This is a genomic window from Pseudomonas sp. S07E 245 (genome assembly GCF_019599025.1).
Taxonomy (GTDB): Bacteria; Pseudomonadota; Gammaproteobacteria; order Pseudomonadales; family Pseudomonadaceae; genus Aquipseudomonas; species Aquipseudomonas shirazensis.
The window spans coordinates 5,119,757-5,133,315 of record NZ_CP080625.1 but is presented as its reverse complement, the minus strand read 5'-3'; the positions used below and the strand labels follow the sequence as shown (position 1 = coordinate 5,133,315).

The following is a 13,559-nucleotide window of genomic DNA, read 5'->3' as shown; positions in this document are numbered from 1 at the left end:
ATCCGCTAGTTTTTCTCACAGATATGCAGCGTTCACTTGCGCCGAGATTTTCAATGAAACTGCCGCCGCTCAACACCCTGCGTTTTTTCGACATTGCCGCCCAGACCGAGAGCTTTGTGCGCGCGGCCGAGCGCCTGCACGTCACCCATGGCGCGGTTAGCCGGCAAGTACGCTTGCTAGAGCAAAGTCTGGGGGTCGAACTGTTCGAGCGGCGCAACCGGGCGCTGTTTTTGACAGCCGCCGGGCGCGCCCTGCAGAGCACCACCCAAGCCATCTTCGAGCAGATCGAAGACACCATGCAGCGCTTGCAACAACCGCTTCAGGACAACGTGCTGGTGCTGTCCTGCGAGCCGACCATCGCCATGCGCTGGCTGATCCCACGGCTGCCGGACTTTCATGCCGCGCACCCGGATATCCAGCTGCAACTGGTCGCTGCTGGCGGAGCGGTGGACTTTGCCCGCAGCGGCATTGACCTGGCCTTGCGGCGTGACGATTTTCACTGGGAACGCACGCTGCACAGCGTGAAGATCTGCGATGAATGGATGGGGCCGGTCTGTCGAGCGGGCAGCCAGCAAGCGGCGCAAAACCCTCGCTTGCTGCACAGCCGCACCCGTCCCAAGGCTTGGTCTGACTGGCATCGGTTGCGCGGCGAAGGGGTACGGCAGCGCGCAGGCAGCGAGTATGAGCACTTCTATCTGTCGATCCAGGCGGCCAGCGCCGGCCTTGGGCTGGCCATGGCGTCAGCCTTGATGGTCAGCGACGAGATTGCCAGCGGCCAATTGCACGCGCCCGCCGGGTTTATCGCGGATGGCTCGGCGTATCACCTGCTCAGCCCGCAGGCGTTTCTGCCCGGCTGCAAGCGCCAGCGCTTTGCCGACTGGGTGCGCCAGCAATCTCAGGCCTGCCTGGCTCAGCTGGGTTTGGCACAAAACGACGAACCCGAGCTGCCATCACCGCCCCAGGTGCGATAGCCGGCCGTGTCGATATGGATGCGCCCCGACGGGTAGCGGCCCAGGCCCATATTCCAGGCCTGACCATGCTGCTGCCAGAAGCGGCACAACGGATTGGGGTCGGCCCATACCGGCAGCAACAGATCAACGGCAAAGGCGCGCATGTGGGCACTGTCCACCGCGCCGCCAGCGCAGGCGTTGAGCTGCGGATCGCGGTACGCCGAGACCACCTCGAACTGACCCAGGGCGCCCTGCCCACCCAAGGTTTTCAGCAATGCCAGGGTCGAGCGCACCGCCGGCCATTGCGCCTGTGGCGGCACCGCGAACGGCGAGGCACGACACTGGCGCCAGTCCGATGCCGAGCGTAGTAGTTGATGGATAGGCACCACACCATACAGCCGTGCCTCGACCAGCATCTCGCGAAACGGCCGAGTCTGATGGTCGCCGGCCCACTGGGCGAACATCCACAGGTCGCGGGGGTCGGCCTGAGCAACACTGGCGATGCTCAAGCCAGCTGCACAGAGCAGCATCCTTGCAGTTTTCATTGCTCACCCCTTAAGCCAGTTGGCGGCTACTGGCTTAGAGTTAAGCCTACTCCTGCGGGCGCAGGCGGTATTGCGGCGGCAATTGGGCAAAGCCGCTTATGGTGGTGTCCAAGCTCTTCCAGCGGCCATCCTTGATGCCATAGATGCAACCATGGATAGACAGCTCCTGACCGCGATGCCAGGCGTTCTGGATGATGCTGGTGTGGGCAACGTTGGCCACCTGCTGGATCACGTTCAGCTCGCACATGCGGTCGACCCGCGCCTCGTCCGTGTCGAGCTTGGCCAGCTCACCGCGTTTTTCGTAGTAGAGGTCACGAATCGAGCGCAGCCAGCCGTCGATCAGTCCGAGTTGACGGTCCTGCATGGCCGCGCGCACGCCGCCGCAGCCATAGTGGCCGGTGACCAGGATGTGTTTGACCTTGAGCACTTCGACCGCGTACTGAATCACCGAAAGGCAGTTAAGGTCGGTGTGCAGCACCACGTTGGCGACGTTGCGGTGGACGAACAGATCGCCCGGTAGCATGCCGACGATCTCGTTGGCCGGCACGCGTGCGTCGGAGCAGCCGATCCAGAGAAACTCCGGCGTCTGCTGACGGGCCAGCTTGGCGAAGAAGTCCGGGTCACGCTGGGTGATCGCGTCAGCCCAGCGCTCGTTGTTGTCGATCAGTTCCTGCAGGTCGTGCATGGTCTTGCCTCATCAGGTTATGCCTGTGTGACTGGACCTGACGGCGCAAGGTCACTCGTCGAACAGGGTGCAGGCCATTACCAGGGCATCTTCGCGGCCACCAGCCATTGGATAGTAGTCGCGGCGCCGGCCAATCTCGTTGAAGCCGAAGCGTTCATACAGACGATAGGCCGACTGGTTGCTCGCGCGCAGCTCGAGGAAGCACTCGCGGCCATTGAGCTTGTAGGCCTCGGCCATGAGTTTTTCCAGCAGGCGCAGGCCCAGGCCGCGGCCCTGGTTTTCCGGTTTTACGGTGATGTTGAGCAGGTGCGCTTCGTCGATGATCACGTTGATCACGCCGTGACCCACCTGCTGGGCGCCATCGAACATCAACCAGATCTGGTATGACTTGAGCGCATCCAGAAAAATCCCGCGGGTCCAGGGATGGCTGAACGCGGCGTACTCGATCTTCAGCACCGCATCCAGGTCCGCCTCGGTCATCGGGCGGAAACTGATCGAATCACTCATTCAACGCTCTTCCAGCGCGCCATCAGCTGGCGCATCGCTTGCCAGACGTCCGCCTTGCGCTGCGGCTCGTCCATCAACAGTTCCAGGCCAGGCAGCGCCCAGGCAGTGCCCAGCGCTTCGACCTGCAGTTCTTGGTAATAGGCCGGTGCCTCGGCCTGGGCGGCAAAGCGCAGCGCCGGCAGGCCGATCAGCCACAGGCAGGTGCAGGGTGATTCTTCCAGGCGTGCCTGGATAAAGCCTTGGACGAAGTCACGCGCAGCCTCGGGGCCTTGGTCCATGTTGCCGCGCACCAGCAGCGGCCAACGGATCGGCTCGCCGATGATCTGCGGCGCATCCGGCAGGCCGGCGGCGCGGAGCATGTCCTTGAGCAGCAGGTAGGATGGGTCGCGGCTCTGGAACGGCTGCCCGGTGGCCAGCTCGACCAGCACCAGGCAACTGCCGGCGCGCAGCAACTGCAGGGCAAACCGTGGCGGTGGCACCGGCGCCGCACGGGCCACCACTGGCTCAGCCTCGGTCTCGGTCGGCTTGACCGCTGGCTTGACGCTGCTGGCTGGGCGCGGAATCTCGATTTTCGGCCGTTCGATGCTGCGTGCCTGCGGCGCGACCGGCGCGACCGGCGCGGCGGCAGGCGCTGGCGCCAGGGCTTCGAGTTCAACCTCCTCGACCGGCGCCTGCGGCAGCAGCAGCTCGGGGCGCGACGGCGCGGCGAACGGCAGTTCGGCACGCGGCAGCCAGTGCACCACTTGCATGGCGGACAGGTAAGCGCGGCGGCGGGACTCGATCAGCACAGCACGGTCATCCGGGAAAAGTCAGTCGCGCATTCTAACGCCGTTGACCGCCCCGCGCCGCTACAGGTTGGCGGAAATTTGCCAGCCGGCAAAACCCTGAGCCAATCCGGTAAATCCCTGACGCAATCTCATTACAGACCAAGGGGTGAATTCCTCCCCCCCGGATGCAGTACAATCGCCGGCTTTAATTTGGCAACGAGTCGACCCGCCAATGATCGAACCCAAGCGCGTCCTGCGCGCCCTCGCCGAACACTGGGCATTGATCGAGCCGCTGTGCGAGCGTTTCGACCAGGGCACATTGAGCCTGATCGAACTGCGCCAGCAACTCGGCCGCCAGCAGGTAGAAAGCACCCCGCAGGACATCACCCAGCTGCTCGATGTGTGGATCCGCCTGGATATTCTGGTACCGGTGGCAAAAAGCCCGAACCGCTTCGAGCTGAATGCGCAGATCCACGACTTCCTGGCCTACCTGCGCCGCGAGCACCGGCTCGGCCTGTGCCTGGAAATCGAAGCCTATCTGCGCCATCTGGAGCGCTTGGCCGGACATATTCAGGACGCTTTCGACAACCGCGACAGCGATGACCTGGCGCGCCAGCTGCGTTTGCTCGACATGCGCGTGCGCGACGTGTTGAAGAAACTCGACAACGACGAGCAGGCGCTGGTGGCCGTGGCCGAACGGGCCAAGACCAGCAACCGGCAGATCCCGCTGCGCCAGCGCTACGCCGAAGTACTGGCAACCTGGGACGAGTACGTCGAGCCGATGATCCAGCTGGTCAACGCCGACGGCGCCTTCGAGCAAGGCGTGCGCAAGGTCGAGACAGTGCTGCTGCGCCTGCTCAGCGAGCAGGCGCGGCTCGGCCATCTGGTCGACGACGACATGCTCCTGCGCACCCATGCGCGCATCCTCGAGATGCAGACCAGCGCCCAGCTGACCCTGCGCCATGCCCGCGAACTGCTGCTGCCGCTGCGCGAAGAAGCGCGCCGGCACAACGCCGTGACCCGGGGCGCAGCGCTGGCCCTGTCGGTGATCCGGCGCAAGGGCATCGATGCCGTGCCGCACGCGGCCATGCCGATGTTCACTCGACCGCAAAGCACCTTTCTTGGCAGCGCCAGCCAGGTCGAGGCCTACGTTTACGCGCTGGCCCGCTTCGAGCCCAAGCCGGCGCGCTTCCCCAAGGCCCACCGCACCGACAAGGGCCCGACGCCACGTGCCCCGCGCACGGTCAAGGAGATGCTCGAACGCTGTGCCAGCGCGCTGCCGCTGCCCGACCTGATGGTCTGGCTGCTGGAGCAGGAGCCCGAAGGCGCCACCGACGAGCTGCTGTACTGGTTCTCGCGCCTGTCGCGCGAGAAGCGCTTCAGCCGCGAGCGCCTCGAACGGCGCGACTATCTCACCACCGAACACCGGGTGAGCCTGCGCTCCTTCGCCCTGACCGAATCATCGCCTGCATCCACTGCGAGCCCAGCCAATGCATCTTGATCTCTCCGAACTGTCCCAGCTCGCGCCGATCTTCCGCGAGCTGTTCAAAGGTTTCCACGTCAGCCGCCGCGACCCCGAGTTGTACGCCCAGCTGTCGAACTTCCAGGACCAGTACCGCACCCTGTTCAAGGCGCTTGGCTTCGAGCTGGTGTGCGATACCCGCGGTTTCTATTACTTCGTGCCAGAGCTGGCCGCTGCGCAGGTCAACAAGACCGCCCAGCGCCTTTCGCTGTTCACCTTCATCCTGGTCGAGCACCTGGCTGACCAGGGCCGCGACCCGATCGCCGTGCTCGATGGCGGCAGCATCGGCCGCGATGAGCTGCCGTCGCTGCTGGAAAAGTACCGCGACCTGTTCATCCAGGCCGAAGTACAGACCGTCGACGAGCTTGAAGAAAAGATCCTCCGGCGCATGACCCAACTGGGCTTCGCCCATGAAGAAGGCGGCATCTACCGCTTCCTGCCGCCGATGCACCGCTTCATCGATGTGTGCCTGTCGGTGCAGCAGGACCGCGACCTGGCCGCGACCCTGCACAGCGCCCTGCCACTGCCGGTACCGGTGCTGGCCGACGACGACAGCGCCGAGCAACTGGAAACCGACGACCCGCTCGACCTCAGCCCGTTTGCCGGCGACGAGAGCGAAGAAGACGCCCTTGCCCGCGCCATCCGCGAAGAGCAACAGGAGATTGACGCATGAGCCAGCAACGCTACGGCATCCGCCGCTTCGCCTTGCTCAACACCGCCGGCTACAGCCTCGGCCTGTTCCCGCTGGAGCACCCGCTGTCGGTCTATGGCGCCAACAACCTGGGTAAGTCGGCGTCGATCAACGCCCTGCAGTTCCCGATTCTGGCGCGCATGTCGGACATGAGCTTCGGCAAGTACAGCCTCGAGCAGTCGCGCCGTTTCTACTTCGCCAGCGACACCAGCTACATCCTCTGCGAGCTGGACCTGCCCCATGGCCCGCACGTGATTGGCGTGGTCGGCCGCGGCCCGGGCGGCGGCTTCGGTCACCAGTTCTTTGCCTACCAAGGCCAGCTGGACCTGGCTCACTACCAGAAAGACGACACCTGCCTGCGCCAAAAGGAGCTGTTCACCAACCTTGAGCGCAATGGCCTCAAGGCGTATGAGCTCAAGCCCGACGAACTGCGCCGTCTGCTGGTCGGTGGCCATACTTCGGTGCCACTGGACCTGACCCTGATCCCGCTGCGCTCGACCAGCGAGCAGAGCCTGAAGACCTTCCGCGCCCTGTTCATCAACCTGCTGCACATGCGCGAAATCACTGCAGCCAAGCTCAAGCAGCTGTTCCTCGATGCCTTCGAGCACAGCCTGCGCTCGGGCAGCGTCGACTACATCGCTGCCTGCGAAGAGGCCTTCCGCGACGTACGCCGCATGGAAGGCGATTACAACGCCCTGGTCGCCGCCGGGCCGTTGGTCGAAGCCCTGGCCGGCGGCGTCGCCCAGCGCGACATCCTGCGTGGCAAGCTGCATCGCCTGTCGCCGCTGCTGGATAACCTGCTCGGCACCTGGCAGGAATATGCCATGGCGCGTAAAGAAGAACTGCTGATCCAGTCCGAGCATTACCGCAGCGAGCAGGACCGCCTGCAGAACGACCAACGCGGCGGTACCCAGGAGCTGATGCGCCTGGAGCGCGAGATCAGCGGTATCCAGCGCTGGCTGGGCGAACTGTCGGTGCTGAAGAATCGCTTTGCGCTGGTCGATGATGTACGCGTCCTCGAGCAGCAGTTGCTTGCCGCCAAGGACGCCCACGACGAACTTGCCGGCGCCCTGGCGCAATCGCGGCAGTTCTCCGCCGAAGACCTCGACGAACGTGTGCGGGATCTGGAGAAGCGGGTCAAGGTGGTCAAGCAGCAGCTCGATCATGCCGACAACAACAGCTACGCACGCCTGCGCGAAGAGTTCTCGCAAGGCGACGTCGACCGCCTGATGCGCCTGTTCAACGGCGCACTGTTCAGCCTGCCGCTGGGCGAGCGCGGCATCGAACTGGATGACAGCGACCTCTGGGTCAAGTCACTGGAAGCGGTGCTCGACAGCTTCAAGGGCGAGCGTTTCGAAGCCCCGGGCCTGTCCATCGACCTCTCGCACATCGAGCCGCCGGCGCTGCAAGCGTTGGCTGACCGCGCGGCCCTGCGCGACCAGAAAGACCGCCTCGACCGCGAGCTCAAGCAGCTCAAGACCCAGCAGGCGGTCGCCGCCGACCGCACCGCCAGCAAAGCCCAGACCGAAGCCCTGTACCAGCAGGTACTGGATGCGCAAAAGGCCCTGGAAGACTTCCGCCGCAGCGAAACCCTGGCCGCCGAAGAGCCAGAAAAGCTTGAGCAACTGGCCCAGCTTGAAGCGGCCCAGGACGAGCTCAAGCGCTCCAGCGACGCTTTCACCGAGCGCGTCCAGCAACTGTCGGCCAAGCTGCAACTGGTCGGCCGTCAGTTGGCCGACCTCGAAGCCAAGCAGCGCACCCTCGAAGACGCCCTGCGCCGCCGTCAGCTGCTACCCAACGACATGCCGTTCGGCACGCCGTTCATGGAAGCGGTGGACGACTCGATGGACAACCTGCTGCCGCTGCTCAATGACTACCAGGACAGCTGGCAGGCGCTGCAACGGGCGGATAACCAGATCGAGGCGCTGTACGCCCAGGTACGCCTCAAAGGGGTGGCCAAGTTCGACAGCGAAGACGACATGGAGCGCCGCCTGCAGCTGCTGATCAACGCCTACTCGCACCGCACCGAAGAAGCCCTGACCCTGGCCAAGGCGCGCCGTGCGGCGGTTACCGACATCGCCCGGACCCTGCGCAACATCCGCAGCGACTACGACAGCCTCGAGCACCAGCTGGCGCTGTTCAACCGCGAGATCAACAAGCGCCAGGTGTCCAACCTGGAAAGCTTCCGCGTGGTGCTGGCGCCGAACAAGGAAGCGCTCAAGCACATCGACCAGATCATCCACAGCGCTGGCCAGTACGAAGAAGGCGAGACCCTGTCGGTGTTCGACCTGACCCAGAGCAGCGACCAGGATCACAAGAACGAAGAGGCCAAGGAGTACCTGGCCCGGCTGGTGGCAGCCAACCACAACCAACTGGGCCTCAAGGACCTGTTCGAGCTGGCGTTCGAGATCACCAAGATCAACAGCCAGCCGGTGATCCACGCCGACATCGATGGCGCTGCCTCCAACGGCACCACCATGACCATCAAGGCGCTGACCAACATGTACTTGTTGCTGCACCTGATGGACCGCGACCTGGCCGGACGCATTCGCTTGCCGTACTACCTCGACGAGGCCGCCGACATCGACGAACGCAACCAGGCGGCGCTGCTCGAGACCAGCCAGCAACTGGGCTTCGTGCCGATTCTGGCCAGCGTCAAGCCACAGGTGTCGGCGCACGTGGCGATCGATCTGGAAGGTGGTAGCGGACCGAATGGCATCTACATCGACGAATCGGACTGGAAGTACATCAGCCGGATCGATGCAGAGAAGGCGATTGTGCGTGAGGATGTGGCCGAAGAGTTGGCCTGATCTGTGATCTGCGCTAGTGGGGCTGCTTTGCAGCCCCGAAATACGTACTACCTGCTACTGCGCCCAAGGCAGAATCGGAATCGCGGTCACCGCGTTCTGCGGGCTGCCTTCGATCATGCGATCGCTGTAGACTAGGTACACCAGGGTGTTGCGCTTCTTGTCGAGAAAACGCACCACCTGCATGGTCTTGAACACCAGCGAGGTGCGCTCCTTGAACACCTCGTCACCGTCCTTGAGTTCACCCTTGAAGTTGATCGGCCCAACCTGACGGCAGGCGATCGACGCCTCTGCACGATCCTCGGCCAGGCCCAGGCCGCCCTTGACGCCACCAGTCTTGGCCCGCGACAGGTAGCAGGTCACACCCTCAACCTTGGGGTCATCGAAGGCTTCGACGACGATCCGGTCATTCGGCCCGACAAACTTGAATACGGTCGAGACCTGGCCGATTTCTTCAGCGCCCGCGACCATCGGCAGCATCAACACCGCCACGGCAAACAGCTTTTTCAGCACAGTCATCCCCTTACACCAGAACCAGGTTGTCGCGGTGCACCAGCTCGGGCTCCGCGCTGTAGCCAAGCAACGCTTCGATTGCATCGGACGGCTGACCGATGATCTTCTGCGCTTCCAAGGCACTGTAGTTGGCCAGCCCGCGGGCCACTTCGTGGCCGTCCGGGCCGACGCAGATCACCATCTCGCCGCGACGGAAGCTGCCCTGAACAGTCTTGACCCCAACCGGCAGCAGGCTCTTGTTGGCCTGGCGCAGTGCCTGCACGGCACCCTCGTCGAGCACCAGCGTGCCGCGGGTCTGCAGGTGGCCTGCCAGCCACTGCTTGCGTGCCGCGAGCATGCCGCGCTCCGGCGACAGCAGCGTGCCCAGGCGCTCACCGGCCTTGAGCCGATCCAGCACGCGCTCGATGCGCCCGCCAATGATGATGGTGTGCGCACCGGAACGCGCCGCCAGGCGCGCCGCACGCAGTTTGGTCTGCATGCCGCCGCGGCCCAGCGCACCGCCGGTGCTGCCGGCCACAGCGTCGAGCGCCGGGTCATCGGCGCGCGCTTCGAAGATCAGCTGGGCGTCGGGGTTGTGCCGTGGGTCGGCATCGAACATGCCATCGCGGTCGGTGAGGATCACCAGCAGGTCCGCCTCGACCAAGTTGGCCACCAGCGCTGCAAGGGTGTCGTTGTCGCCGAAACGGATCTCGTCGGTGACCACCGTGTCGTTCTCGTTGATCACCGGCACCACACCCAGATCGACCAGAGTGCGCAGGGTGCTGCGGGCATTCAGGTAACGCTTGCGGTCAGACAGATCGTCGTGGGTCAGGAGGATCTGCGCGGTGTGCTTGCCGTGCTCACCAAAGCTCGACTCCCACGCCTGCACCAGGCGCATCTGGCCCAGCGAGGCGGCGGCCTGCAGCTCGTTCATGGCACTCGGTCGCTTGTTCCAGCCAAGCTGGCTCATGCCCGCTGCTACGGCCCCGGACGAGACCAGCACCAACTCCACCCCTGCTTCACGCAGGGCCACCATCTGCTCGACCCAAACGCCCATGGCACCGCGGTCCAGGCCTTTGCCATCGGCGGTCAGCAGGGCGCTGCCGATCTTCACGACCCAGCGCTTCGCGCCCGTCACCTTGCTTCGCATCTTCATCCAACCCATGTCGATTCGTAGATACTAAAACGCCGCTCCTGAGAGCGGCGTTTAGTGTACTGCAAGCGATCAGTCGCGCACGTAAATGATTTCCGGGCCGTCTTCGTCGTCCTCGAAATCATCATCCCAGACATCGTCTTCACCAACGCTGTGCACGCTCTTGACGCCAGTGCGGCGCAAGGTACGGGCATCGTCCAGGGCCTGCAACTGAGCACGCGCTTCGTCTTCGATGCGCTGATCGAGGCTGGCCAGCTGCGCGGCGTAGGCCGGGTCGGCGGCCAAGCGGTCGGCGCGGTCTTCGAGGTAGCGCATGATGTCGCGGCTGAGTGCTTCGGTACCCTGCTTGGAGATTGCCGAGATCACATAGACCGGGCCCTTCCACTGCAGGCGCTCGACCACTTCCTTGACCCGCTCGTCACGCTCGTCGTCCATCAGCATGTCCGACTTGTTCAGCACCAGCCAGCGCTCACGCTCGGCCAGCGACGGGCTGAAGCGGGTCAGCTCGTTGACGATGACTTCGGCAGCGTCGGCCGAGTTGGTCTCGTCCAGCGGCGCCAGGTCAACCAGATGCAGCAGGATGCGAGTACGCGCCAGGTGCTTGAGGAAGCGGATACCCAGGCCGGCACCTTCCGAGGCGCCTTCGATCAGGCCGGGGATGTCGGCGATGACGAAGCTCTTCCAGCGGTCGACGCTGACCACGCCCAGGTTTGGCACCAGGGTGGTGAACGGGTAGTCGGCGACTTTCGGCTTGGCGGCCGATACCGAACGGATGAAGGTACTTTTGCCAGCGTTGGGCAGGCCGAGCAGGCCGACGTCAGCGAGGACTTTCATTTCCAGTTTCAGGTCACGCTGATCACCCGGCTTGCCTGGGGTGGTCTGGCGTGGCGCACGGTTGGTGCTGGACTTGAAACGGGTGTTGCCCAGGCCGTGCCAGCCGCCTTGGGCGACCATCAGCTTTTGCCCGGCCTTGACCAGGTCGCCGATCACTTCCTGGGTCGAGGCATCGATCACGGTGGTGCCAACCGGCACCCGCAGGATCATGTCTTCGCCCTTCTTGCCGGTGCAGTCGGTGCTGCCGCCGTTGGCGCCGCGCTGGGCGTCGAAGTGACGGGTATAGCGATAGTCGACCAGGGTGTTGAGGTTTTCGTCGGCAATCATGTACACCGAGCCACCGTCGCCGCCATCACCACCGTTGGGGCCACCGTTCTCGATGAACTTCTCGCGGCGGAAGCTCATGCAACCGTTACCGCCATCACCGGCTTTGACCCGGATCGATACTTCGTCAACAAACTTCATAGAAACCGCCTCTCGTCAGCAGACGAGTTGAAATGACTCAAAACATGAGGCTCTTGCAAAAATGAGCGCGGCGACCCCGAGACGCAGAGACCGACGCCGGCAGCCCAGACAAACAGCTTTGCAAGAGGCTCACCACAAACGAAAAAGCCCCGTCGCGTGACGGGGCTTCTCCAGCGACAGCGCGATTAGCCCGCGACGACGCTCACGTAACGGCGGTTGAATTCGCCTTTCTTCTCGAACTTGATCACGCCTTCGATCTTGGCGAACAAGGTGTGATCCTTGCCCATGCCAACGCCGTAGCCGGCGTGGAACTGGGTGCCACGCTGACGGACGATGATGTTGCCGGCCTTGATGACCTGGCCGCCATACATCTTCACGCCAAGGCGTTTCGATTCTGAGTCGCGACCGTTACGAGTACTACCACCAGCCTTCTTGTGAGCCATGGTTCAATTCTCCAAATAAATTCAGGGGATCTAGGAAATTAAGCCTGGATGCCGGTGATTTTGATCTCGGTGAACCACTGGCGGTGGCCCATACGCTTCATGTGGTGCTTACGACGACGGAACTTGATGATGCGAACCTTGTCGTGACGGCCTTGCGAGATGACCTCGGCAACCACGGTAGCGCCAGCAACAACTGGAGCACCGATGGTGACTGCGTCGCCATTGGCAACCAGCAGGACGCGATCGAAGGTCACGGATTCGCCAGTGGCGATTTCCAGTTTCTCGATCTTCAGGTATTCACCTTCAGCGACTTTGTACTGCTTGCCGCCGGTAACAATTACTGCGTAAGACATGGTATTTCTCCGATAATCCTGCTCACCCAGCTCTTTATATATTGAGTATTGGCTGGCATGGCTGCACAAGGCTGGAACGGCCCGGCGCAATTGCGTAAGGCAGGTGCTGCCCAGGAAAGTTAGGGTGCGCGATTGTACGCAACCCAGGATGGCCTTGCAAGTCCCGCCCCGGCGCGGCAGGCAGCGTGCCTTGACACACCGCAACCCTCGACCTAGCATGCCGCGCAACCCCAATGGAGCAGCCGATGCAACCCCAAACCTTCTACCGCGCGGTAGCTGATGATTTCAGCGCCGTCGACGAGATCATCAAGAAGCAGCTGACCTCGCGCGTGCCGCTGGTATCGAAGATCGGCGACTATATCACGTCGGCCGGCGGCAAACGCCTGCGGCCCTTGCTGGTACTGCTCTGCGGCAAGGCGCTGGGTCGCGAAAGCGACGACCTGCGCCTGCTGGCAGCGACCATCGAGTTCCTCCACACCGCCACCCTGCTGCACGACGATGTGGTCGACATGTCCGGCATGCGCCGTGGCCGCTCCACCGCCAACGCGCTGTGGGGCAACGCGCCGAGCGTGCTGGTGGGCGACTTCCTTTATTCGCGCTCGTTCGAAATGATGGTCGAACTGGGTTCGATGTCGGTGATGCAGATCCTCGCCAAGGCCACTCGCGTGATCGCCGAAGGCGAAGTGCTGCAGCTGTCGCGGGTGCGTGATGCGAGCACCAGCGAAGAGGTGTACATGGAAGTCATCCGCGGCAAGACCGCGATGCTCTTCGAAGCCTCGACCCACAGCGCCGCTGCGCTGGCCGGTGCCAGCGACGAGCAACGTGAAGCGCTGCGCACCTTTGGTGATCACCTTGGCGTGGCCTTCCAGCTGGTCGACGACCTGCTCGACTATCAGGGCGACTCGGAGACACTTGGCAAGAACGTCGGCGACGATCTGGCCGAAGGCAAGCCGACCCTGCCGCTGATCTACACCATGCGCGAAGGCTCGCCCGAGCAGGCCGCACTGGTGCGCAAGGCGATCCAGAAGGGTGGCCTGGAAGATCTCGAGCAGATTCGCGCTGCCGTGCACGACTCAGGCGCCCTCGCCTACACCGCGCAGATGGCCCGCGACTACGTCGCCCGCGCCATCGCCTGCCTGGAAGTACTGCCAGCCAGCGAATACCGCGATGCACTGGTCGAACTCAGCGAGTTTGCGGTAGCCCGTACTCACTAAGCTGCAAGTCGCGCTTTGTAGGAGCGGCCTTGTGTCGCGAAAGGGTCGCGCAGCGGCCCCAAAGATATGTACCACACCACAGAATCGCCGGGCCCGCTTTGCGGGCCTTTCGCGACGCAAGGCCGCTCCTA

Annotated in this window: 14 protein-coding genes; 5 read left to right on the top strand and 9 right to left on the bottom strand. The window is 63.6% G+C overall.

Translation table 11 applies throughout. The features are described 5' to 3' along the window. Positions 1–53: 53 nt before the first annotated feature. Positions 54–971 (top strand): LysR substrate-binding domain-containing protein, encoded by a 918-nt coding sequence (locus tag K3F44_RS23610; protein WP_220633068.1) that lies wholly within the window; start codon positions 54–56, stop codon positions 969–971. On the opposite strand, the gene K3F44_RS23605 is transcribed toward K3F44_RS23610, so the two are convergent. The 4 genes from K3F44_RS23605 to K3F44_RS23590 are packed head-to-tail and all read right to left on the bottom strand — an operon-like array spanning position 911 to position 3,475. Next, on the bottom strand, positions 911–1,495 hold the full coding sequence (locus K3F44_RS23605) for a D-Ala-D-Ala carboxypeptidase family metallohydrolase (RefSeq protein WP_191622857.1): 585 nt from the start codon (positions 1,493–1,495) through the stop codon (positions 911–913). The two genes, K3F44_RS23610 and K3F44_RS23605, sit on opposite strands and share 61 nt — an antisense overlap. Before the next feature lie 46 nt (positions 1,496–1,541). Then, positions 1,542–2,180, bottom strand: a complete 639-nt coding sequence (gene can / locus K3F44_RS23600) for a carbonate dehydratase (protein ID WP_101316418.1) — start codon at positions 2,178–2,180, stop codon at positions 1,542–1,544. Between the two features lie 51 nt (positions 2,181–2,231). Next, positions 2,232–2,687, bottom strand: coding sequence for a ribosomal protein S18-alanine N-acetyltransferase (gene rimI, locus K3F44_RS23595; RefSeq protein ID WP_101316416.1), 456 nt, complete (start codon positions 2,685–2,687; stop codon positions 2,232–2,234). After that, positions 2,684–3,475 carry an energy transducer TonB gene (locus tag K3F44_RS23590; RefSeq protein ID WP_220633067.1) on the bottom strand — a complete coding sequence of 264 codons (792 nt, stop codon included), beginning with the start codon at positions 3,473–3,475 and terminating at the stop codon, positions 2,684–2,686. The genes rimI and K3F44_RS23590 overlap by 4 nt, the downstream gene beginning before the upstream one ends. 211 nt (positions 3,476–3,686) lie before the next feature. On the opposite strand from K3F44_RS23590, the gene mksB reads away from it, so the two are divergent. Genes mksB through mksF form a run of 3 tightly spaced genes read left to right on the top strand, consistent with a single transcriptional unit; the run spans position 3,687 to position 8,477 of the window. Continuing rightward, complete coding sequence (gene mksB / locus K3F44_RS23585; RefSeq protein WP_220633066.1) at positions 3,687–4,955, top strand: Mks condensin complex protein MksB; 1,269 nt, start codon at positions 3,687–3,689, stop codon at positions 4,953–4,955. Continuing rightward, positions 4,945–5,649 (top strand): Mks condensin complex protein MksE, encoded by a 705-nt coding sequence (mksE, locus tag K3F44_RS23580; RefSeq protein WP_101316410.1) that lies wholly within the window; start codon positions 4,945–4,947, stop codon positions 5,647–5,649. Before mksB ends, mksE begins: the two co-directional genes overlap by 11 nt. After that, positions 5,646–8,477, top strand: coding sequence for an Mks condensin complex protein MksF (gene mksF / locus K3F44_RS23575; protein ID WP_181108173.1), 2,832 nt, complete (start codon positions 5,646–5,648; stop codon positions 8,475–8,477). The genes mksE and mksF overlap by 4 nt, the downstream gene beginning before the upstream one ends. A gap of 54 nt (positions 8,478–8,531) precedes the next feature. Here the strand turns inward: mksF and K3F44_RS23570 are convergent, their stop codons facing one another. The 5 genes from K3F44_RS23570 to rplU form a co-directional block, all read right to left on the bottom strand. Further along, entirely contained in the window at positions 8,532–8,993 is a 462-nt protein-coding gene (locus K3F44_RS23570) for a CreA family protein (RefSeq protein ID WP_150570020.1), read from the bottom strand. Between the two features lie 4 nt (positions 8,994–8,997). Then, a complete protein-coding gene (gene proB / locus K3F44_RS23565; protein WP_101322938.1) occupies positions 8,998–10,116 on the bottom strand; it encodes a glutamate 5-kinase in 1,119 nt (372 codons plus the stop codon). Positions 10,117–10,191: 75 nt separating this feature from the next. Continuing rightward, complete coding sequence (gene cgtA / locus K3F44_RS23560) at positions 10,192–11,418, bottom strand: Obg family GTPase CgtA (RefSeq protein WP_101316404.1); 1,227 nt, start codon at positions 11,416–11,418, stop codon at positions 10,192–10,194. A gap of 185 nt (positions 11,419–11,603) precedes the next feature. After that, positions 11,604–11,861 carry a 50S ribosomal protein L27 gene (gene rpmA / locus K3F44_RS23555; protein WP_101316402.1) on the bottom strand — a complete coding sequence of 86 codons (258 nt, stop codon included), beginning with the start codon at positions 11,859–11,861 and terminating at the stop codon, positions 11,604–11,606. A 38-nt stretch (positions 11,862–11,899) separates the two neighbouring features. Continuing rightward, positions 11,900–12,214, bottom strand: a complete 315-nt coding sequence (gene rplU, locus K3F44_RS23550; protein WP_101316400.1) for a 50S ribosomal protein L21 — start codon at positions 12,212–12,214, stop codon at positions 11,900–11,902. A gap of 245 nt (positions 12,215–12,459) precedes the next feature. On the opposite strand from rplU, the gene K3F44_RS23545 reads away from it, so the two are divergent. Next, positions 12,460–13,428, top strand: a complete 969-nt coding sequence (locus tag K3F44_RS23545; protein WP_101316398.1) for a polyprenyl synthetase family protein — start codon at positions 12,460–12,462, stop codon at positions 13,426–13,428. The last annotated feature ends 131 nt before the right edge of the window (positions 13,429–13,559 follow it).

Coding starts and splice junctions, on each gene's coding strand:
- proB (WP_101322938.1), bottom strand. CDS start 10,116: ATGCGAAGCAAGGTGACGGGCGCGAAGCGCTGGGTCGTGAAGATCGGC.
- K3F44_RS23605 (WP_191622857.1), bottom strand. CDS start 1,495: ATGAAAACTGCAAGGATGCTGCTCTGTGCAGCTGGCTTGAGCATCGCC.
- K3F44_RS23610 (WP_220633068.1), top strand. CDS start 54: ATGAAACTGCCGCCGCTCAACACCCTGCGTTTTTTCGACATTGCCGCC.
- cgtA (WP_101316404.1), bottom strand. CDS start 11,418: ATGAAGTTTGTTGACGAAGTATCGATCCGGGTCAAAGCCGGTGATGGC.
- mksB (WP_220633066.1), top strand. CDS start 3,687: ATGATCGAACCCAAGCGCGTCCTGCGCGCCCTCGCCGAACACTGGGCA.
- rplU (WP_101316400.1), bottom strand. CDS start 12,214: ATGTCTTACGCAGTAATTGTTACCGGCGGCAAGCAGTACAAAGTCGCT.
- rpmA (WP_101316402.1), bottom strand. CDS start 11,861: ATGGCTCACAAGAAGGCTGGTGGTAGTACTCGTAACGGTCGCGACTCA.
- rimI (WP_101316416.1), bottom strand. CDS start 2,687: ATGAGTGATTCGATCAGTTTCCGCCCGATGACCGAGGCGGACCTGGAT.
- can (WP_101316418.1), bottom strand. CDS start 2,180: ATGCACGACCTGCAGGAACTGATCGACAACAACGAGCGCTGGGCTGAC.
- mksF (WP_181108173.1), top strand. CDS start 5,646: ATGAGCCAGCAACGCTACGGCATCCGCCGCTTCGCCTTGCTCAACACC.
- K3F44_RS23545 (WP_101316398.1), top strand. CDS start 12,460: ATGCAACCCCAAACCTTCTACCGCGCGGTAGCTGATGATTTCAGCGCC.
- K3F44_RS23570 (WP_150570020.1), bottom strand. CDS start 8,993: ATGACTGTGCTGAAAAAGCTGTTTGCCGTGGCGGTGTTGATGCTGCCG.
- mksE (WP_101316410.1), top strand. CDS start 4,945: ATGCATCTTGATCTCTCCGAACTGTCCCAGCTCGCGCCGATCTTCCGC.